This is a genomic window from Porphyromonas sp. COT-052 OH4946, from assembly GCF_000765965.1.
Taxonomy (GTDB): domain Bacteria; phylum Bacteroidota; class Bacteroidia; order Bacteroidales; family Porphyromonadaceae; genus Porphyromonas; species Porphyromonas gulae.
This window is the reverse complement of the sequence record NZ_JQZY01000030.1, coordinates 19,890-38,341: the sequence shown is the minus strand read 5'-3', so window position 1 is coordinate 38,341 and position 18,452 is coordinate 19,890. Positions and strand designations below refer to the sequence as shown.

Below are 18,452 nucleotides of genomic sequence, written 5' to 3'. Positions count from 1 at the left end.
AGTTGTATTATGCCTACTCTTGTACGGCGATCTCCCCGTCGGAAGCCGAGAGCGTAAGCGTCTGTCCTTTCCGGATCTGTCCGGAGAGGATGAGATCCGTGAGGCGATCCTCCACTTCGTTCTGGAGTGTACGCTTGAGCGGTCGTGCTCCATATTGGAGGTCGTATCCCTTCGTCGCTATCACATCCTTGGCTTCATCGGTAAGAACGAGGTCGTATCCGGCACGATGGATGCGCGCCAAGACGGCTTTAAGCTCTATGTCCACCATCCGGCGAATCTCCGTCTTGCCCAGCTGGTCGAACAGGATGATGTCGTCCAAACGGTTGAGAAATTCGGGACTGAACGTCTTGTTTAGTGCTTTTTGGATCACAGAACGGCTGTGCTCCTTGTTCGCTTCCTCGTCTTTGTCCGAACGGAACCCAATGCCCTGCCCAAAGTCTTTGAGCTGGCGTGTACCCACGTTGGAGGTGATGATGATCACCGTATTCTTGAAATTCACGCGCCGTCCCAGACTGTCGGTCAGCTGCCCCTCGTCCATCACCTGCAGAAGCAGGTTGAAGACATCGGCATGGGCCTTTTCGATCTCGTCCAAGAGAACCACGGAATAGGGCTTGCGTCTTACGCGCTCGGTGAGTTGGCCGCCCTCCTCATAGCCCACATATCCCGGAGGTGCTCCCACCAGACGCGATACGGAGAACTTCTCCATATACTCGCTCATGTCCACCCGGATCATCGCATTCTCATCCTCGAACAGGTATTCGGCGAGTTTCTTGGCCAAATAGGTTTTGCCCACGCCTGTGGGGCCGAGGAAAAGGAAAGATCCGATCGGTTTCTTTTCATTGCGAAGTCCCAGACGATTGCGCTGGATGGCACGCACCATCTTTTCGATGGCTGTGTCCTGACCTACTACTTTGGTCTTGAGGTCATCTGCCATCGTACGCAGACGTTCGCCTTCGCCCGTGCTCAGCCGCTCGGCCGGAACGCCTGTCATCAACGCCACTACGTGCGCCACTACATTCTCGTCCACCGTCTCGCGATGCTTGGCCATCTGCTCCTCCCATTTCCTCTTCTCTTCCGCTATCTGCTGCTGAGTGCGTCGCTCCTGATCGCGGAAGGATGCGGCCAATTCGTAGTTCTGAGCCTTTACGGCCGAGAGCTTGTTCTCCCGCACCGAAGCCAGTTCGGCCTCCAATAGTTCGATCTCTTTCGGTGCCACTACGTTAGTGATGTGGACGCTCGCGCCGGCCTCGTCCATGGCATCTATGGCCTTGTCCGGAAAGAAGCGATCGGACACATAGCGATCGGTCAGCTCCACAGCTGCTTTGATGGCCTCGTCCGTATAGCGTACGCCGTGATAGTCCTCGTATTTCTCTTTGATGTTTTGCAGGATGGTCAGCGTTTCCTCTGCTGTCGAAGGGGCTATCGGCACTTTCTGGAAGCGGCGTTCGAGTGCTCCGTCCTTTTCTATGTTCTTGCGATACTCATCCAGCGTAGTGGCTCCGATGCACTGCACCTGTCCACGGGCAAGAGCGGGTTTGAGCATATTGGCCGTATCCATCGATCCGGCGGCAGAACCTGCTCCCACGATGGTATGTATCTCGTCGATGAAGAGGATGATCTGCGGATTCTTCTTCAGCTCATCGAGTACGGCTTTGAGTCGCTCTTCGAACTGTCCGCGATATTTGGTGCCGGCTACCATCTGAGCCAGATCGAGGCTGATGATCCGCTTGTCGAAAAGGATGCGGCTCACCTTCCTGTTCACGATGCGTTCGGCCAGTCCTTCCACGATGGCACTCTTGCCCACACCGGGTTCGCCGATGAGTACCGGATTGTTCTTTTTGCGCCGGCTCAGGATCTGTATCACCCTTTCGATCTCCTGCTCCCTACCTACTACCGGATCCAGCTTGCCTGCTGCTGCCATGGCGGTGATGTCGGTGCCGAAGGTGTCCAAGGCAGGCGTATCGCCTCCGCTCCGTGTCGTGGTAGTCGTATCGCCTCCGCCGAAGCTCTGTTCGGGAGCATCGCCGGAGCCGCCGGTGGGGCCGCTGTTGCCCGGAGGCAGAGAGGCGTCGTCCTCTTCGTCGTCGAAGTCGTTGTCTTGGTACCCGTCGATGATCTCCGTTTCGGCAGGAGTCTCTCCTTCGGAGGGGCTGCGCTGTCCGAAGTAATCCGACAGGATGGTGTCGTATTTTATACCTTGTTTCATAAATATCTTTTGTACTAAGCTCTCCTGTGTCGAGTTGAGAATACTCAGCAACAGATGGACCGGGCTGACGGCCTCGTCTTCCATGTCGGCACAGATGTCTGTGGCATCATTGATAGCCTCCCGAGCCGAAGGGGTGAAGATGGGCAATCCCTCGGGCGAAGCAGGCAAACTCTCGGCGATGGCTTCCAACTCGATCAACCGTTTGAGTTCGTACAGGTTGATCCCATAGTGCCGCATGATGTCGATCGCGCCGTTGTCTCCGTCGCGAATGATACCGAGTACGAGCATATCCTGCGTCACGGCTACGACGCCGAGACGGGTTGCCTCCTGATAGCTGTACTCCAGACTGTTGCGGAATGTTTGTGTAAAGTCGTATGCCATCTCTAAATACGTATTGCAATTATCGTGCCGCAGGATTCGGATTTATCCCTTTAGGCATAACAATGGCCGTTTGGCGGGTGTTCAATGCCTCCTCGTCTGTCATAATGACCGATGCGAAAGCCCGATTGGCTGACAGGCCTCAGTCTCCAACAGGCCGGGAAGAACTTATACCGATCGCTCGGCACAGACTTCCCGTTCTTGAAAGATAATAAGAAAAAAGCTTTTTACCTCCGGATGAATCCACAGTCACAGATCTGCTATTGCATAGGGAGTGAGCCGAAGTCTGCGGTTTGCTGGAAATTTGATTGTCGAACCGAAAATGCCGAGATTGCGGTTCGTAAATCCTGAAAAACACGCGCGTAAAATTTTTCGCTGTGGCGCGGGAAGTAAAAAATTCTCGAGCCACAGCGAAAAAAATCTCGCGCCACGTTTTTCGGAGCATGGAATGAGAAAATTCACGAGCCTAAACCGTTTGGAGGTGGCAGCTCTTTCTCTGTCATGAATACAGATGAGATGCCCCAACGGATGGGGTAGCGAGATGGTTGTAATGTCGGATTGTAATTTTTTTGCGGAACCTCTTGCAAGTTTGGGATAATCCACTACCTTTGCATCACGAAAAACGAAAGGCTTTCTTAGCTCAGTCGGTTAGAGCATCTGACTGTTAATCAGAGGGTCCTTGGTTCGAGCCCAAGAGAAAGCGCAGTCACAAGACGTTTTTCTATTCTTCCTTAGCTCAGTTGGTTAGAGCATCTGACTGTTAATCAGAGGGTCCTTGGTTCAAGTCCAAGAGGAAGAGCAAACGAACAAGACCGAAAGTCCGAGAGGGTTTTCGGTCTGTTTTGTATGGGAGAGGAAGCTCTGCGGTATATGCCGTTTGTTTTCGCACAGCCCGTTCGGTAGAGATTTCAGCGCGTAAAGAAGAATTATGTCATCCCAACAGATCCAAGCATTAGAATCGGAAAAGATACCCAAACTGCTGTTTCACTATGCTCTGCCGGCAGTGGTGGGCACAGCAGTCAATTCGCTATACAACATCGTAGACCGTATCTTCATCGGGAACGGGGTGAGCGAATATGCCTTGTCGGGCTTGGCTATCACCTTCCCGATCCTGATCTTCCTGATGGCCTTCGGTATGCTGGTGGGAGCCGGTGCGTCCGTGCGAGTCTCCATCCTGCTGGGGAGAAAAGACATAAAAGGGGCCGAACACACACTGGCCAATGCCATCTTCCTGACCTTCTTCACACAAGCCCTGACCATTATCCCCTGCTATATCTTCATGGAACCGCTGCTTCGGCTGTTCGGAGCCAGCGAACGTACGTTGCCCTACGCCATGGAATACCTCCAATACGTGGTTCCTGCCAATATCTTCTCGGCTCTGAGCTTTGGCTACAATGCTATCATGAGAGCTTCAGGCTATCCGCGCAAAGCCATGATCACGATGATTATCGGGGCTATGACGAACGTGGTGCTGGACTACATCTTCATCTATCCGTTGGGGATGGGGATAAGCGGAGCCGCCATAGCGACAGTCATCTCCATGATAGTGTGTTCGGTCTACGTCCTTTCGCACTTTTTCCGTAAGGACAGCATCGTACGTTTCCACCGTTCGGCTTTCCGCCTTTCGATGCCCGTGATCGGCGGCATCACGGCTATAGGGGTAGCACCCTTCGCCATGCATCTTACAGGGAGCCTTGTGAATATCATCATGAATCGCTCCTTCGTATCCTATGGCGACACGCCGGAGACTACCGATTTGGCCATCGGAGCATTCGGGATTATCAATGGCTATGCCATGCTCTTTTTCATGATTATCATCGGTGTGGCTCAGGGGATGCAGCCGATCGTGGGCTTCAACTACGGGGCTAAGAATCTGGGACGAGTGAAGTCGGCCTATCGCTACAGTTGTGGCGTCAATCTACTGGTCAGCTTTCTCGGTTTTGCTCTGGCTATGCTTATGCCGAGGACGATCGTGGGGCTGTTCACCGATAGCGAACAGATGATAGCGCTATCTGCTCCGGCTCTTCGCACGGCCTTGATCGGGCTTTCTTTGGTCGGCTTTCAAGTCACCACGACCCAATTCTTCCAAAGCATCGGCTTCAGCCATAAGGCTATTTTCCTGAGCCTGACGCGCCAAATCATCTTCCTGATTCCCTGTTTGCTGATTATCCCCCGATTCATGGGGTTGGACGGCGTGTGGTGGAGTCTGCCGATCAGTGATCTGGCCTCGGTCGTTTTGGCTTTTGTGCTGATTACCATACAGATGAAGCATTTCAATCAATCGAAAAAAACTACTTTCGCCGAGTAATCATCTTACAGAACCGAATCCTTTTCATGACTCAGATAATCTTACCGGAACGATGAAAGTATTTCTCGAAGCCTTCCTCCTGCAATATCTTCTCACCCTCTACATCGCATACCGAGGAGGACAGGCGCTGCCGCAAAAGAGCCTTTGGCGCAAAGGTTTTCACCTTCTGATGGGTGTAGTATTCGCCCTGTATCTAATAGGGTTTGCCGGCAACAGGGTTTTGCCCGATGCCGTGATGAGCTGTATTATGTCTGTCACGGGGTTCTGGTTTGTCATGTCCATTTATGCCATGTTTGCCATGGTGATCGTAGAGATTGCCCGTGTCGTGGACAGGCATTTCCTGCACAGATTCGACAGGCTGTCCGAAAGAGTGCAGGCTCGCATCCGATTGGGACTGTTCGTTTTCATAGGCTTGTACTCGGCTCTGATCGTGATACATGGTCTGAATATCGTACGCTATCCCGTAGTAAAGCATATGGACATTCGTCTGGACAGACCGGCCATAGACGGAAGGCAGTCCATGAGAGCAGCCCTGCTCACGGATATTCATATCAGCGAGACGGTGACGGCCGGCCATATCCGCGAGATGGTGGAGAGGACTTTGGCCGAACGTCCGGATATTGTTCTGATCGGTGGGGATATGATCGACTATCATGGCAGATATGCTCGTCGGGACAGCATCACGGAGTATATGCGCCGCCTGCAGGACGAGACGCCTATGGGAGCTTACTATGTGCTGGGCAATCATGAATACAGGGCGGACGAAGTAGAGAAGCGGGAGTGGTTCCGTTCGATCGGCCATCTGGTGATCGATCAGGTTGTCACCCCGGGCAATGCTTTCTATCTGATAGGACGGGACGATAGCACGAATGTCTTCCGTGCTCCGTTACATGAACTTATGCCATATGTCGATACCACTAAGGCCTCTATCCTGCTCGATCATCAGCCGCACAAGCTGGACAGCGTGGCGATGACCGGTGTGGATCTGGCTCTGTACGGGCACACGCACAACGGACAGATCTGGCCGTTTACGATTTTGACCCGACTGGCTTTTGAAAAATCATGGGGCTATCTTCGCAAAGGGCATACGCAGTTCTATGTCAGTTCAGGAGCAGGAGCGGCCGGACCGGCTATTCGTGTTTTCACGGAGAGCGAGATTGTCATTCTGAATATTCGGTTTGCCCCCGAAAACAAACAGGCTCGTTAGTCTTCCGAAAAACGAACAGATACAATTAACCCCAGGAACCACCACGATGGCAGGTCCTTGGGGTTAGTGTTTTTTTAGCGGTCTGTTTCGTAGAGTTCTTGCCGTAGCATCCTTACGCCTTCCGTGGCAGGAGCCTGGATATACCGGATGTCTTGCCGGGAGGTGCTGCGTACGGGTTTGGGATCGATCAGGTAGATGGGGCAGTTGCGAGGAGCATAATTCAATAGTCCGGCAGCCGGATAAACGTTGAGAGAGGTTCCGATGACAACGAGAATGTCAGCCTGCGTTACCTCTTCGATGGCCGGCTCTATCATCGGAACGGCTTCTCCGAACCAGACAATAAACGGCCGTAGCTGACAGCCGTCGGGTGCCAGATCTCCCACATGCAGATCGGGATTGGTCGGGTCTACGGGATAGAGTACACTGTCTGTGGCCACAGATCTGTTCTTCATCAGCTCTCCATGCAGATGAATGACGTGCGTGCTGCCTGCTCTCTCGTGCAGATCATCCACATTCTGTGTGACGATCCTCACATCATACTCCTTCTCCATTTCTGCCAGGCCGATATGGCCTGCATTCGGTTTGCAACCGGCATAGTCGCGTCGGCGTGCATTGTAGAACTTGAGGACGAGGGCAGGATTGCGCCTAAACCCATCGATAGAGGCCACATCTTCGACGGGATAATTCTCCCACAGTCCGTTGGCATCACGAAAAGTCGATATGCCGCTTTCGGCACTCATGCCTGCGCCACTCAAGACGACGAGTCTTTTCTTATTCATGTTGTATCCTTCGTTTAGGGGTTTATTGACAAAGATAAAGAGAAGTCCCCGTATATTTGTCTGCAATTATCAGATAGTTATGACTACCAAGGGGAGACATACCGCCGTCGATGTCCTGCGAGTTCTGGCCGGATTGATGGTAATCGGCATCCATACTTCGGGAGAATACGTTCTCGAAGGAGTGGCTGAGGGTACAAACTTTATAGCCGGTCTATGCTGGGAAGCGGTCGTTCAGCCGGCCGTTCCTCTATTCGTTATTATCAGTGGGGCTTTCGTCTTGGGACGCAATGAGACGTGGGGAGATTTCTATCGGAAGCGAATACCGCGACTGCTGGTACTGCTTGTCTTTTGGCTCCCGTTCTATTGGCTGTGGATGTGGCTCAAGGGAGATGACATAGGTTCCTATCTTGCCGGCTTTTGGCAGGGACGCTCGTTCGTTCATCTGTGGTATGTGGTGATGCTGCTGGGACTGTATGCGGTCGTTCCTCTGCTCAACGAAATAATCCGCAGGTGCGAAGCCGGTGGAGAGAAGGCAGCTCGGAAACAACTTTGGACACTATCCACCATATTGCTGCTGCTGGGGATATTGTCCAACACCTACGATTACGTACTCGGCTACAACTGCTTTTTCCCCTTTCTCTGGCCGGATTATCTGGGATATTTCCTCGTAGGTTATACGCTGAGGAGCCATGCTCCAAAGCGTTCTTTACCGGCTCTTTCCCTGTACGGACTCTCTACAATTTGTCTCTTCTTCGCCAGTCGGCACGCTTTCGAGCACGGCGAAGGGCTATACTTCTACCGTAATCTCTCACCACTGATTGTTCTTTCTGCTGTCAGTCTCTTCGCTTTCTTCGTTTCTTGGGGAGAATGTGGAGGAAAATTGGCACGGATCGGGAAGATCCAAGGGGATATTTTAGGGATTTATCTGGTGCACATCGCTGTGCTGAACGTGGTGACAAAGATACTTGTACTCGCCACCCCCGGCCTGATGCAAAGCGCATGGCTCAACATACCGGTTCGTGTAGGATTGGTTTTCTTCGTTTCTTGGGGAGTTGTGCGGCTGATGAAGCGGTTGCCGATATGCCGCCATTTGGTGTAGGTCAGTCCGAGATCGGTTCTATCGTACCCGTTTCTTCGACCTCTCTGTATCGTTCGCCCGTCTCAGGACAGACGGCCATCCCCTTGTCATCGAACGACAAACGGTGACCGACACGGCTTACCCAACCTATTCGGCGGGCAGGATTGCCCACTACCAAGGCGTAAGGCGGTACATCTCTAATCACCACCGCTCCTGCTCCTACCATGGCATAAGCTCCTATCGTAATACCACAAAGGATAGTGGCGTTGGCTCCGATGGAGACGCCTTCGCGCAAATGAGTGGAGCGGTATTCGGATTTTCTTTCAATAAAGGCACGAGGATTGATCACGTTGGTAAATACACAACTCGGTCCGAGGAATACGTAATCTTCGCATACGACACCACTATAGAGGGAAACGTTGTTCTGCACCTTACATCCGCGTCCCAATCGTACTCCCGGCATTATAACGACATTCTGCCCGATGTTGCAATTCTCTCCGACCTCGGCTCCGCCCATCAAGTGAGAGAAGTGCCATACGCGTGTACCTTGGCCAAGCACACAACCGTCTTCTACTATCGCTGTGGGATGAATCATAAAGACCTGCGTATCAATTGGCGATCAACTGTTCGGCACGTTCTACCGACGAACGAAACGAGGCATTCATCTCCATCTCGTTCGTCACGCAGCGACAGCCGTGGAGTACGGTGGCATGGTTACGCCCACCCATCAGTTCGCCGATAGCCGATAAGGACTGAGCCGTATGCTTCTTGGAGAGGAACATGACCACCTGACGTGCCTGTACAATATCCTGCTTCCGGCTCTTGCTTTTCATCTGCTCTATCTGCACCTGAAATACACGGCTGACAGCCTGCTGGATGCACTCGATGGTGACTTCCTTTTTCTCCAGTCTGACAGCTTGGCGGACAATCCGTTTGGCAAAGGTCAGGTCGATTTCCTTACCCACAACCACCGAATTTGTAATCAAGGATACGAGGGTGCCTTCCAGTTCACGAACGTTGTCGCAGACATTCTCGGCGATAAAGTTCAGCACCGATTCGTCCAGCCGGACTCCGCTCTGGAGCGTACGCTGCTGGAGTATCTCGCGACGCAACTTCAAATCCGGACGTTCTATCTTGACACAAGTAGCACCGGCCATACGAGTGACCAACCGCTCCTCCATCCCGTTAAGGTCCACAGGAGGTTTGTCCGACGTCAGGACTATCTGTTTGCCGAGCATATAGAGGTGATTGAACACTTGGAAGAAAGCCAGTTGTGTTTTCTTCTTGCCGATCAACCATTGGATGTCATCGATGATCAGTACATCCACCTGCTGATAGAAGGCGATGAAGTCATTGATCGTCCCCATACGGGCTGCCGTAGTGAACTGCATCTCGAACAAATGGCTCGATACGTATAGTACTTTCAACCGGGGGTGTATCTCTCTGACACGAAGGCCCAAGGCATGGCACAGATGCGTCTTGCCCACACCGGAAGCTCCATATATAAAGAACGGATTCATCGGCGTATTGCCCGGGCTGGCGGCGATGGCTTCAGCCACTGAGCGAGCTACATAGTTGCATTCGCTCTGGTAGAAGTTGCGGAAATTGAGCCTGCTGTTGAGCTGCGTGTCGAAATCCTGTGCCTCGCTATGCGTAGCCGTACTCGGCATGTGCCTGTGTAGCAAATTGGCATCGAACTGTTCGGCTGCCTGCCCACCGCCGGCACAACCGGCCAATGTCACCGTGCCGGGATATTTGGGCGAACTGTTGTCCACAAGGGCATTGTACTGTAATGATGCGTTGGGACCTATGACACGCCCCAGCACCGTACGCAGCTGCTCTACGAAATTGCCCTCCAAAAACTCACAGAAGAACTGACTCGGCACTTGTAAGGTAAGCGTATCGCCCTCAATAGATACCGGCACGATAGGCAAGAACCATGTGCGGTATGCTCGCTCATCTACAATATCCTGAAGGATGCGAAGACACGCGTCCCATATTTCGTTTACGTCGGTCGAGTGGTAGTTCATCTAAAAATTATCATTTTGGGAGCGGTTATTCATTGCTCCTTTAGGGATAGCAAAGGTTCAAACAAAAGAGCAAAAAAACAATCGGCAAAAAGTGTAGTATAATTCAGAAGAACTGTATCTATATTGTTTTCAGGCGGTTATAACCCCGAGATATAAACAACGAACGAAATACCTGTATACCTCTGTTTTTCAGGATATTGCTGTTTTTTCGACTGATGAATAATGGAGTTATCAACAACCAAGCTGCATGCCCGATTTGTTTGTGTACAAAGAGGTTGCGAGCCAAGAGCGAAAAATTTTTCAACAGTGCTTTTATTTACAATGAATCGAAATAAGGGAAATACGTAGTCCCCCCCTAAAATTGAGTACAGACTGTGGAAAAATGGCATCTTCGGATACCTATCTTCGCATCTCGGTACAGATGTGTCCGACCAGGAACAAAAATATCATAGACCGAGGAATCCCGAAAACATCCTGCACGGGAGATCCATATCTTTTGAAATTCGATGTGTAAGGTACCGAAAGGGAAATTTCATTGACGCTCCTTGCACATGCTAAAAAATCGCGGTTTATCACGCCGAAAAACGCGGTCTGAGAATTTTTTCGTTTTGGTTCGGGAATGAAAAAATTCTCGCGCCGGAATGAAAAAATTCTCGCGCCACTTTTTCAGAAAACACGAACCGCATTCCGGTCAATTCCCGCACCGGAATAGAAAGAACCACGGAGACAAGGAGGGAAGAAAAAGCAGATGATTCTGCTTGCTCTTAATCTTAAATAGAGGAGAAGGAGGGGAGCTTATTTGGACTGTCGTCCAATTGCTTTGCGGAGTTGCAGGGGTGTATTGCCGAGCATCTTGCGGCAGAAAGCACAGAGGTAACTCACGGAGGAGAAGAGGTTCTTGTCCGCTATTTCCTTGAGAGACAGAGACGGATCGGCCAAGTCCGAGTAGATATGCTTGGCTCGCTCTTCGTGCATCCATTTGAGTGGCGGACAGCCGAATTCCTGATTGAAGTGACGCTTGAAAGAACTGAGCGACAGATTCATTTTGGCTGCAAGCTCTTCTACCGATCGGCACTCCAAATGGTGTCGGAATACGAAAGCGCGAAACCCCTTGTTCTGACAGTGGAAGGAGGAGAGAAAGTTGTCTAAGAGCGCCTTCTCGTAGCGTGAGCGCAAGATGCAGAAGAGTTCGCGCAGTTTCAGCTCGAATATCTCGGACGAAGTGGGCATTTCTGATAAATATCCCATCACAGAGTGGAGCCACGAGTTCACCATTGTCTCTCGTTGCAAGGAGGAGATGTGAACGATCTCAGTTCGTCTCCGGCATTCTTTCTTATTGCCCGAGGAGGGACAAATGCCGAGGCATAAATGGAGTGTGGGGTGGAAATAAAAGCAGATGAGCGTAACCGGTCCTTTTTCGGCTCTAAGTCTTATACGCAGATTGGCAGCTAAGAGAACGACATTATCTCCCGATAATTGCGAATTGCCGGATTCTCGCCCAACGAATACGGCCAGCTCTCCTTTGAGCAGGAAGAGCAAAGCATGGCTGTCTTTGGTCCAGATTTCCAAATCAGCTCCTTGTCCTATCGTATGGAGTTCGGGCAATCCGGACAGAGCCGTGGTCGGTCGGCTGTTGTTCAGGAAGCCATTTGGCTTTTCTTTGGGAGAGACAGGCTGACAGATATGAATGCTCATAAGGAGGATGGTCGGGCGTTATCTTTGGCAAAGCGAGCTATTATGCAACGGGCAGCCTTGTCCGACGCATTGTCCGTGCCGATGCTTTTGCGGATGCAGTCGTATCCGGACAACTGCGCTTGTCGCTCTGCGGAGGAAGTATCAAGGAGCGGAGAGAGGCTTGCGGCCAACCTTTTCTCCGTGAACAAGGCTCCGAAAAGCTCGGGCACTACAGCCCTGCCGGCAATGAGGTTGGTCAGCGAGATGAAAGGTGTACTAAAGCAATACTTGAAAATCAGATTGGTCAGTCGGCCTCCTCGGATATAATAGCATACGACCTGCGGCGTACCGATCAGGGCGGTTTCGAGCGTAGCCGTTCCGGAGGTTACGAGGGCTGCTTTGCTCTCTCGCAGTATTTCATACGTATGTCCGAATACAACGGGAACAGAGTCGTCGGGCAAGAACGGGACGTAGTCTTGCATCGTCAGTCCGGGCGCACCGGCTATGACAGGTCGGTAGTCGGGGAATTGCTTCATCACCCGTAGCATCACGGGCAAATTCTCCTTGACTTCGAGCAAGCGACTCCCACAGAGAAGAGCTACTTGACGAGAATCCTTGACTGAATGCTCCTGCTCTTCGATCGTTGGCCGCATGTGTTGCTTCACGGCATCGTAGCACGGATTGCCTACATAGACGACAGGAAAATCGTGTCGGGCAAAAAAATCTTTCTCGAAAGGCAAGATGCAGAGCATGAGATCGACGTATTTCTTCAACGTCTTGATCCGCCAGAATTTCCATGCCCAGACCTTGGGCGAGATGTAATAGACGATCGGCTTGCCAAGCTCTTCGCGTACAAACGGAAGCACGTAGCGCATATTGAAGCCCGGGTAGTCTACTGCGATGACAACGTCGGGGTTAAAAGCTCGCATCTGCTCCTGCACATGCTCTCCTGCGCGCCGAATGACGCCGAGGTGGGTGAGTACCGGAATGAAGCCCATGAAGGCTACTTCCCTGTAATGAAAGATTGGCTGCTCCCCGGTCGCCTCGGACAGAAAATCCCCTCCCATGAAAGCAAATACAGCCTCCGGATCGTGCTCTTTCAAGGCACGAACCAGATTGGATCCATGCAGGTCGCCCGAGGCTTCGCCGGCTACGATGAAATAGCGCATAGGCAATAGGAAAAATCAGGGAAAGGGGGAGAAGAGATCAGTCAAGCTCCTTGAGAAGCTCTTCCAAAACAGGCAGATAACGTCTGGAAGTCATGTTCAACTTGATGGGAGATAGCGTAACGTAGCCCGCACGCATCAGCTCCAAATCGCCCTCTATGGTTCCTTTGTTGATCTGACGTCCCGTCATCCAATAGACGGCATTGCCGCGTGCATCTTCGGACGCCATGTATTCGTCGACAAAACGACCGTCCGTGACGGCGCAAGGCTTTAGCCCCAAAGGTTTTCCCTTCGGAACATTCATGCTTAGCATCGTGTCCTGAGGCAAGCCATTCTTCAGGATCATACGACTGACAAGCACGGCATAGGCCGTGGCATGACTCATATCGCAGATCTCGCTATGGTCGTCGAGCGAAACGGCCAGAGCCGGTACATCGCATACACATCCTTCCATTGCAGCACCCACCGTGCCGGAATAGATTACGCAGATGCCGGCATTGTTGCCGTGATTGACCCCCGTAACCAGCAGATCGGGCTTGCGCTCCTTGAATACCGTATTCATCGCCAGCTTCACGCAGTCCGCCGGCGTTCCCGTACAACTATACACGGTATAGCCTTCCTCTCTGTGCCGAAGCTTGAGCTTGATGGGCAGAGTGGAGGTAATGGCAGCCGAAGCTCCGGATCGTGGCCCGTCGGGAGCTACGATCGTGACATTCCCCAATGAGCGCAGGGCCTCTGCCAGCTCGCGGACGCCTTGTGCTCGAAAACCATCGTCATTCGAAACTAAAATTTCAATCGGCTCGGCTTTCATTTTTTGTCTTCTTCTTCAGGAATAATGCCACTAAGCTTCACGATAAAGCGAAGTGCGGAATAGGAAGGGATGGCTATGAGATTTGCGCCCGATGCAGGCACTCCCGTTTCTCCATAGGCCAGATACCAGGGGACAATGAACTCGCACTCGTCTCCGATGACCATATTCTGCAAAGCAATGCGGAAGCCGGTAATCGCCTTATCCTTCTCATTTCTGTAAAGTGTGATACGCGCCGGCTTTTCGGAGTTATAGTTTCCGTCCACCATGATATTCCCTACCAAACGGTACGTTTGATAGTGGACCTCCACACGGGAGGTAGCAATCGGATGCTCTGTGCCCGTACCGTTTGTTATCCAGCGCATGTAAACGTATGCGGTCGAACCATCGACAGATGCTTTCTTGAAGTTGGTGCTGTCTGCATAGGCGTTGAAGGCCACTTCGTTGTCGTGGCGACGCTGTTTTTCCTCATTCGGCCTTTTCTCGCACGAGGAGAAAACAAGGAGGACGTTTACCAGCATCAGCCCAAGGGCCACCATGATGATATTCTTTTTCGTTTTCATAGGTCTATCTTTTTGAGCAAGCTCTTGAGGCTTACATATTCCGAGATAATGGCATTCAAACGGCTGATCTCCACGCGCTCCTGCTCCATCGTGTCGCGATAGCGGATAGTCACGGTATTGTCTTCGAGCGATTGGTGATCCACCGTGATACAGAAAGGAGTACCGATGGCATCCTGACGGCGGTAGCGTTTGCCGATAGAGTCCTTCTCATCGTATTGGCAGGCGAAGTCGAAACGGAGGTCGTGGACAATCTCCCGAGCCTTCGTATCAAGACCATCCTTGCGAACCAGAGGCAGTACGGCCAGCTTCACGGGGGCCAGCGCTGCGGGCAACTTCAGCACTACGCGCATCTCGCCGTTGGAAGTCTCCTCTTCGCAATACGATCCGAAGAGAATCGTCAGGAACATTCGATCCAGTCCGATGGAGGTTTCCACCACATACGGCACGTAGCTCTTGTTCAATTCGGGATCGAAATACTGCAGTTTCTTGCCGCTGAACTCTTCATGGCGAGAGAGGTCGAAGTCTGTCCGACTATGGATCCCTTCCACTTCTTTGAAGCCGAACGGCATCTCGAACTCAATATCGGTGGCAGCATTGGCATAGTGTGCCAGCTTGTCATGATCGTGGAAACGGTATTTGTCGTCTCCGAAGCCGAGGGCACGGTGCCACTGCATACGGAGTTTTTTCCACTTCTCGAACCACTGCAGCTCTTCACCCGGTCGGACGAAGAACTGCATCTCCATTTGTTCGAACTCGCGCATCCGGAAGATGAACTGACGGGCTACGATCTCATTGCGGAAGGCCTTGCCTATCTGACAAATTCCGAAAGGGATCTTCATTCGTCCCGTCTTCTGTACGTTCAGAAAATTGACGAATATACCCTGAGCCGTTTCGGGACGGAGATATACCTTCATGGCACCATCGGCCGTGGAACCCATCTCCGTGGCAAACATCAGGTTGAACTGGCGTACCTCTGTCCAGTTGCGCGTGCCGCTGATCGGACAGACGATCTCGCAGTCGAGGATAATCTGACGGATTTCCTCCAGATTGTTGTCGTTCAGTGCAGCAGCAAAGCGTTCGTGTATCTGATCTCGCTTCTGCTGATATTCGATCACACGGGCGTTGGTGGCACGGAATTGAGCCTCGTCGAATGCATCGCCGAAGCGTTTGGCTGCCTTGGCTACCTCCTTCGCTATTTTTTCGTCTATTTTGGCCAAATGATCTTCCACGAGGACATCCGCACGATAACGCTTCTTGGAGTCCTTATTATCTATGAGTGGATCATTGAACGCATCCACGTGTCCGGAAGCCTTCCAGATCGAAGGATGCATGAAGATGGCGGAGTCGATACCTACCACATTGTCATGCAGCAGGGTCATGCTTTCCCACCAGTAGCGTTTGATGTTGTTCTTCAGTTCAGAACCGTATTGTGCATAGTCGTACACAGCAGCCAGACCGTCGTATATCTCGGAAGAGGGAAAGACGAAGCCGTATTCTTTGCAGTGTGAGACTATTTTTTTGAAGAGATCTTCCTGTTGTGCCATGCTATCTTGATGTGTGAATCTTATTGTATTCCTACGTTTTACCTCGCGAAAATAATCCTTTTTCTTCAATACTGTCCCAACCGATTTGAGGAGCCGGCACAGTCCGATCAGCCTTCGACGCATTTCCCCGAAGGTATCCGAATGGCTGTAAGATCAGGTTGCACCTCTTTCCTTGTTTATCGGGGAGCTCTTCCCCTCGGCTCTCATCATGAGCAGAAGCGGGCAGTTCGTTGGGAGGAAAGGTCCTACAAGGTTTTTGCGTTACCGTGATTTACGGCTGATTTCTTTTGGGTTTCCCGATCCGAAAAACGTGGCGCGTAAACTTTTTTCTTTTGGCGCGGGAATGAAAAAAATCTCGCGCCAAAACGAAATTTTTCTCGCGCCACTTTTTCAGAAAACACGCGCCGGAATCGGAGCATTTTAGGTTCGTAATTGCCAAAGCTATCAGCCACGAACGCCCCCCTCCCCACCCCATGCCCAAGCTACCCTATCGGACAATACGGGCCGCTCCACAGCCCCCAAGCTCGTCATTTCGGGGATTGCAAGCACTAATTACACTTGTTTTTATCCTCAATTTTAGCAAGTTTGTTCGACATCATATAAGCGCATTATTAATTTAAGAAAATAGTTGATATAAGTTAGCAAGAATAAACTCACGTCGATCGATATAACCAAAAACCATGAACTCAACTACATCGAATGCAATTCGAATAAGCTGACCGAACTGAACGTGACCGGCATGGACAAGCTGATCATGATTTCCTGTCAGGACAACAAGATATCCAAACTCGATATAAGCAATAAGCCCGAACTCTATTTCATCTCCGTAGCCAAGAACAATATCAAAGAGGCCGAAACGGAAGAGATCGTGAAGAATCTCTGCCTCAAATGACACTACAATCTCCCGGCGCACTCTTTGCAGCAGTACTATCTGCATCCGAAGGCAATATCATAACCCCGGATCATGCAGCTCGTGCAAAAGCTAAAAAATAGGATGTAATGGCTTGGAACGGATCGGCATGGGTGGAGTATGAAGGAACGGCAACGTCCTTGAACTCAGTAGAGGCCGCTCCCTCCCGCCTTGCAGCGCGCTACTCTGACGGCATGCTCCATTTGGAGAATCTGATCGTAGGACAAGCAATCCGTGTATATGGCATGAATGGACGTCTGGCATTTGAAACGATGGCCACATCGGGGTCGATGACCATCTCCTGCGGTATGCGTCTCGGTTTTTACCTGATCAGCAACGGACCAGATCGCACGGACAAACTATTTATCGGAGAATAAGATAATCTTCCCCAAAGGGACTGCGCGCCTCGCAGCTGAAGCTACAGCCTCTTCCTGCCGGAGGGGATCATATAGATAAAAAGAGGATGTCAGAAGATCCAATGCCCACTAAGGATCGGATTTGCATCCTCTTTTTCTACAGACTTTGAAGCACCTTTTTGACTAACGGGAGATGGCCATGATCAAGCACACAAACGATCATGTCCTAAAGCGAGCCAAAACCTTGCACACGGATGCGAAATGTGTGCAAAAAGAGAAAAAGCCTAACGAAAAGCATGGTTATTCGGATTTTTTATTACACCTTTGAGGCAAATTTTTTTCAGCGGCAGACTCGGGAGCGCTCTTTCCCATGACCTTTCAGCGTAGAGCCGACTGCCTAATCTTATTTTAAAACAGGAACAGAAATATGTCGAAAAAATCGATCCTTCTGCTTTGCTGTTCGCTGTGCTTCATTTCTGCAACCCAGGCTGTGACCCCGGTCCGAAATGTGCGCAATAACCAAGTGAAAAGCAAAGCAAAGACCGAACGTACAAAGCCTTCGGACTCTGTACGCTACTTGGGCAACATGGTTGCCGATCGACTCGAGTTCCGCAACAAGATTTCTTCTGAAAAAGAGGTAAGGAATGCCGAATACGAAAGTCGGCTGGCGATGGAAGCCCTTAATTACCCCGCCATAGATTTATATGGTGAAGATTCTTGGAGCGAGTATGTGAACCCCTTTGTGGGCGCACGAACCGATGTCGAAATTCCGGACTCCTACGACATTGACTGCTCTTCGTTCGTGATGCCCGTCGAAGATAAGCAGGTCACCTCTGAATTTGGCTACCGCCGGCGTTTCGGGCGGATGCATTATGGTATTGATCTTTCAGTGAATCGTGGCGACACGATACGAGCAGCCTTCGACGGGAAAGTTCGTGTACGCAGCTACGAAGGTCGTGGCTACGGCTACTACGTAGTCCTGCGTCATCCGAATGGTCTGGAGACAGTGTATGGACACATGAGCCGCCAATTGGTGGAGGAAAACCAGATCGTTCGTGCAGGACAACCGATCGGATTAGGTGGCAGCACAGGACGTAGCACAGGACCTCATCTCCATTTCGAGACTCGTTTTATGGGTATCCCCATCAATCCGAGCACCATTATCGACTTCGGCAATGGAGTACCCCTCAGAGACGTCTACACATTCAAACGAGGAACCAACTCTCGTTACGCCAAAGCCTCTCCGGCACCTTCGCGCTACGCCAAGAATGGCAAGCGAGACAGACGAGCATCTTCTCCAATGACCTACAGAATCAAAAAGGGCGACACATTGGAGAAAATAGCCAAACGACATGGTACTTCCGTAAAGAAGCTCTGTGCGACTAACGGCATCAGCCAAAACAAGGTTTTGACTCCGGGCAAAGCTTTGAGAATCAAATAAAACG

20 protein-coding genes, 2 tRNA genes and 1 pseudogene are annotated in these 18,452 nt (G+C 51.3%); 11 read left to right on the top strand and 12 right to left on the bottom strand.

Annotated features, from left to right (window positions below; translation table 11 throughout):
- Window positions 1-13 precede the first annotated feature (13 nt).
- Together HQ50_RS09880 and HQ50_RS12315 are read right to left on the bottom strand one after the other, a co-directional pair.
- Window positions 14-2,587, bottom strand: a complete 2,574-nt coding sequence (locus HQ50_RS09880; protein WP_039430189.1) for an ATP-dependent Clp protease ATP-binding subunit — start codon at window positions 2,585-2,587, stop codon at window positions 14-16.
- Window positions 2,588-2,726: 139 nt separating this feature from the next.
- The gene (locus HQ50_RS12315) at window positions 2,727-2,993 is read right to left on the bottom strand and encodes a DUF1661 domain-containing protein (protein WP_235315012.1); all 267 of its coding nucleotides are present in this window, start codon (window positions 2,991-2,993) and stop codon (window positions 2,727-2,729) included.
- Between HQ50_RS12315 and HQ50_RS12725 the strand changes: the two genes are divergently transcribed.
- The 5 genes from HQ50_RS12725 (at window position 2,962) to HQ50_RS09860 (ending at window position 6,099) form a co-directional block, all read left to right on the top strand.
- The gene (locus HQ50_RS12725; RefSeq protein ID WP_235285215.1) at window positions 2,962-3,036 is read left to right on the top strand and encodes a DUF1661 domain-containing protein; all 75 of its coding nucleotides are present in this window, start codon (window positions 2,962-2,964) and stop codon (window positions 3,034-3,036) included. The two genes, HQ50_RS12315 and HQ50_RS12725, sit on opposite strands and share 32 nt — an antisense overlap.
- Window positions 3,037-3,213: 177 nt before the next feature.
- Window positions 3,214-3,287, top strand: a tRNA-Asn gene (locus HQ50_RS09875).
- A 22-nt stretch (window positions 3,288-3,309) separates the two neighbouring features.
- Window positions 3,310-3,383 (top strand) — tRNA-Asn (locus HQ50_RS09870).
- Between the two features lie 129 nt (window positions 3,384-3,512).
- A complete protein-coding gene (locus tag HQ50_RS09865; RefSeq protein ID WP_039430186.1) occupies window positions 3,513-4,892 on the top strand; it encodes an MATE family efflux transporter in 1,380 nt (459 codons plus the stop codon).
- A 52-nt stretch (window positions 4,893-4,944) separates the two neighbouring features.
- Window positions 4,945-6,099 (top strand): metallophosphoesterase, encoded by a 1,155-nt coding sequence (locus tag HQ50_RS09860; protein ID WP_039430184.1) that lies wholly within the window; start codon window positions 4,945-4,947, stop codon window positions 6,097-6,099.
- Window positions 6,100-6,173: 74 nt separating this feature from the next.
- Here HQ50_RS09860 and HQ50_RS09855 read toward each other — a convergent pair whose 3' ends face one another.
- A complete protein-coding gene (locus tag HQ50_RS09855) occupies window positions 6,174-6,878 on the bottom strand; it encodes an NAD-dependent deacylase (protein ID WP_039430182.1) in 705 nt (234 codons plus the stop codon).
- A 79-nt stretch (window positions 6,879-6,957) separates the two neighbouring features.
- Here HQ50_RS09855 and HQ50_RS09850 point away from each other — a divergent pair, with 79 nt between their 5' ends.
- Complete coding sequence (locus HQ50_RS09850) at window positions 6,958-7,977, top strand: acyltransferase (protein ID WP_039430180.1); 1,020 nt, start codon at window positions 6,958-6,960, stop codon at window positions 7,975-7,977.
- Between the two features lies 1 nt (window position 7,978).
- Here the strand turns inward: HQ50_RS09850 and HQ50_RS09845 are convergent, their stop codons facing one another.
- The 3 genes from HQ50_RS09845 to HQ50_RS11890 form a co-directional block, all read right to left on the bottom strand.
- Window positions 7,979-8,551, bottom strand: coding sequence for an acyltransferase (locus HQ50_RS09845; protein ID WP_039430177.1), 573 nt, complete (start codon window positions 8,549-8,551; stop codon window positions 7,979-7,981).
- A gap of 13 nt (window positions 8,552-8,564) precedes the next feature.
- Window positions 8,565-9,986 (bottom strand): chromosomal replication initiator protein DnaA, encoded by a 1,422-nt coding sequence (gene dnaA / locus HQ50_RS09840; RefSeq protein WP_039430174.1) that lies wholly within the window; start codon window positions 9,984-9,986, stop codon window positions 8,565-8,567.
- Window positions 9,987-10,518: 532 nt separating this feature from the next.
- Entirely contained in the window at window positions 10,519-10,629 is a 111-nt protein-coding gene (locus tag HQ50_RS11890; protein WP_235318006.1) for a DUF1661 domain-containing protein, read from the bottom strand.
- On the opposite strand from HQ50_RS11890, the gene HQ50_RS12720 reads away from it, so the two are divergent.
- Window positions 10,628-10,738 carry a DUF1661 domain-containing protein gene (locus tag HQ50_RS12720; protein ID WP_235317996.1) on the top strand — a complete coding sequence of 37 codons (111 nt, stop codon included), beginning with the start codon at window positions 10,628-10,630 and terminating at the stop codon, window positions 10,736-10,738. The two genes, HQ50_RS11890 and HQ50_RS12720, sit on opposite strands and share 2 nt — an antisense overlap.
- Before the next feature lie 43 nt (window positions 10,739-10,781).
- On the opposite strand, the gene HQ50_RS09835 is transcribed toward HQ50_RS12720, so the two are convergent.
- The 6 genes from HQ50_RS09835 to HQ50_RS12405 all read right to left on the bottom strand — a co-directional run bounded on the left by HQ50_RS09835 (window position 10,782) and on the right by HQ50_RS12405 (window position 16,216).
- Complete coding sequence (locus HQ50_RS09835; RefSeq protein ID WP_039430172.1) at window positions 10,782-11,681, bottom strand: AraC family transcriptional regulator; 900 nt, start codon at window positions 11,679-11,681, stop codon at window positions 10,782-10,784.
- A complete protein-coding gene (gene lpxB, locus HQ50_RS09830) occupies window positions 11,678-12,829 on the bottom strand; it encodes a lipid-A-disaccharide synthase (RefSeq protein ID WP_039430169.1) in 1,152 nt (383 codons plus the stop codon). The genes HQ50_RS09835 and lpxB overlap by 4 nt, the downstream gene beginning before the upstream one ends.
- A 37-nt stretch (window positions 12,830-12,866) precedes the next feature.
- On the bottom strand, window positions 12,867-13,637 hold the full coding sequence (surE, locus tag HQ50_RS09825; protein ID WP_018965954.1) for a 5'/3'-nucleotidase SurE: 771 nt from the start codon (window positions 13,635-13,637) through the stop codon (window positions 12,867-12,869).
- The gene (locus HQ50_RS09820; RefSeq protein ID WP_018965955.1) at window positions 13,634-14,197 is read right to left on the bottom strand and encodes an FKBP-type peptidyl-prolyl cis-trans isomerase; all 564 of its coding nucleotides are present in this window, start codon (window positions 14,195-14,197) and stop codon (window positions 13,634-13,636) included. The genes surE and HQ50_RS09820 overlap by 4 nt, the downstream gene beginning before the upstream one ends.
- Window positions 14,194-15,741 carry a glycine--tRNA ligase gene (locus HQ50_RS09815; RefSeq protein WP_026292358.1) on the bottom strand — a complete coding sequence of 516 codons (1,548 nt, stop codon included), beginning with the start codon at window positions 15,739-15,741 and terminating at the stop codon, window positions 14,194-14,196. The genes HQ50_RS09820 and HQ50_RS09815 overlap by 4 nt, the downstream gene beginning before the upstream one ends.
- Before the next feature lie 271 nt (window positions 15,742-16,012).
- Window positions 16,013-16,216: a DUF1661 domain-containing protein gene (locus HQ50_RS12405; protein WP_152566937.1), complete on the bottom strand. Its 204-nt coding sequence runs from the start codon at window positions 16,214-16,216 to the stop codon at window positions 16,013-16,015.
- On the opposite strand from HQ50_RS12405, the pseudogene HQ50_RS12400 reads away from it, so the two are divergent.
- From HQ50_RS12400 to HQ50_RS09800, 4 genes and pseudogenes are all read left to right on the top strand, one after another.
- A pseudogene (locus tag HQ50_RS12400) lies at window positions 16,125-16,361 on the top strand (hypothetical protein); the annotation flags it as partial. The gene HQ50_RS12405 and the pseudogene HQ50_RS12400 overlap by 92 nt on opposite strands.
- Window positions 16,362-16,480: 119 nt before the next feature.
- Window positions 16,481-16,633, top strand: coding sequence for a hypothetical protein (locus HQ50_RS11750; protein WP_160216973.1), 153 nt, complete (start codon window positions 16,481-16,483; stop codon window positions 16,631-16,633).
- Between the two features lie 107 nt (window positions 16,634-16,740).
- Window positions 16,741-17,028 (top strand): hypothetical protein, encoded by a 288-nt coding sequence (locus tag HQ50_RS09805; protein ID WP_039421855.1) that lies wholly within the window; start codon window positions 16,741-16,743, stop codon window positions 17,026-17,028.
- Window positions 17,029-17,434: 406 nt separating this feature from the next.
- Window positions 17,435-18,448: a peptidoglycan DD-metalloendopeptidase family protein gene (locus tag HQ50_RS09800; RefSeq protein ID WP_039421856.1), complete on the top strand. Its 1,014-nt coding sequence runs from the start codon at window positions 17,435-17,437 to the stop codon at window positions 18,446-18,448.
- The last annotated feature ends 4 nt before the right edge of the window (window positions 18,449-18,452 follow it).

What these genes read in the sequence shown, in the direction of transcription:
- HQ50_RS11750 (WP_160216973.1), top strand. Translation starts at nt 16,481, where the DNA reads ATGGACAAGCTGATCATGATTTCCTGTCAGGACAACAAGATATCCAAA.
- HQ50_RS09855 (WP_039430182.1), bottom strand. Translation starts at nt 6,878, where the DNA reads ATGAATAAGAAAAGACTCGTCGTCTTGAGTGGCGCAGGCATGAGTGCC.
- HQ50_RS09860 (WP_039430184.1), top strand. Translation starts at nt 4,945, where the DNA reads ATGAAAGTATTTCTCGAAGCCTTCCTCCTGCAATATCTTCTCACCCTC.
- HQ50_RS09805 (WP_039421855.1), top strand. Translation starts at nt 16,741, where the DNA reads ATGGCTTGGAACGGATCGGCATGGGTGGAGTATGAAGGAACGGCAACG.
- HQ50_RS09815 (WP_026292358.1), bottom strand. Translation starts at nt 15,741, where the DNA reads ATGGCACAACAGGAAGATCTCTTCAAAAAAATAGTCTCACACTGCAAA.
- surE (WP_018965954.1), bottom strand. Translation starts at nt 13,637, where the DNA reads ATGAAAGCCGAGCCGATTGAAATTTTAGTTTCGAATGACGATGGTTTT.
- HQ50_RS12720 (WP_235317996.1), top strand. Translation starts at nt 10,628, where the DNA reads ATGAAAAAATTCTCGCGCCACTTTTTCAGAAAACACGAACCGCATTCC.
- HQ50_RS09800 (WP_039421856.1), top strand. Translation starts at nt 17,435, where the DNA reads ATGTCGAAAAAATCGATCCTTCTGCTTTGCTGTTCGCTGTGCTTCATT.
- dnaA (WP_039430174.1), bottom strand. Translation starts at nt 9,986, where the DNA reads ATGAACTACCACTCGACCGACGTAAACGAAATATGGGACGCGTGTCTT.
- HQ50_RS09835 (WP_039430172.1), bottom strand. Translation starts at nt 11,681, where the DNA reads ATGAGCATTCATATCTGTCAGCCTGTCTCTCCCAAAGAAAAGCCAAAT.
- HQ50_RS09865 (WP_039430186.1), top strand. Translation starts at nt 3,513, where the DNA reads ATGTCATCCCAACAGATCCAAGCATTAGAATCGGAAAAGATACCCAAA.
- HQ50_RS12405 (WP_152566937.1), bottom strand. Translation starts at nt 16,216, where the DNA reads ATGGGGTGGGGAGGGGGGCGTTCGTGGCTGATAGCTTTGGCAATTACG.
- HQ50_RS09845 (WP_039430177.1), bottom strand. Translation starts at nt 8,551, where the DNA reads ATGATTCATCCCACAGCGATAGTAGAAGACGGTTGTGTGCTTGGCCAA.
- lpxB (WP_039430169.1), bottom strand. Translation starts at nt 12,829, where the DNA reads ATGCGCTATTTCATCGTAGCCGGCGAAGCCTCGGGCGACCTGCATGGA.
- HQ50_RS09820 (WP_018965955.1), bottom strand. Translation starts at nt 14,197, where the DNA reads ATGAAAACGAAAAAGAATATCATCATGGTGGCCCTTGGGCTGATGCTG.
- HQ50_RS09880 (WP_039430189.1), bottom strand. Translation starts at nt 2,587, where the DNA reads ATGGCATACGACTTTACACAAACATTCCGCAACAGTCTGGAGTACAGC.
- HQ50_RS09850 (WP_039430180.1), top strand. Translation starts at nt 6,958, where the DNA reads ATGACTACCAAGGGGAGACATACCGCCGTCGATGTCCTGCGAGTTCTG.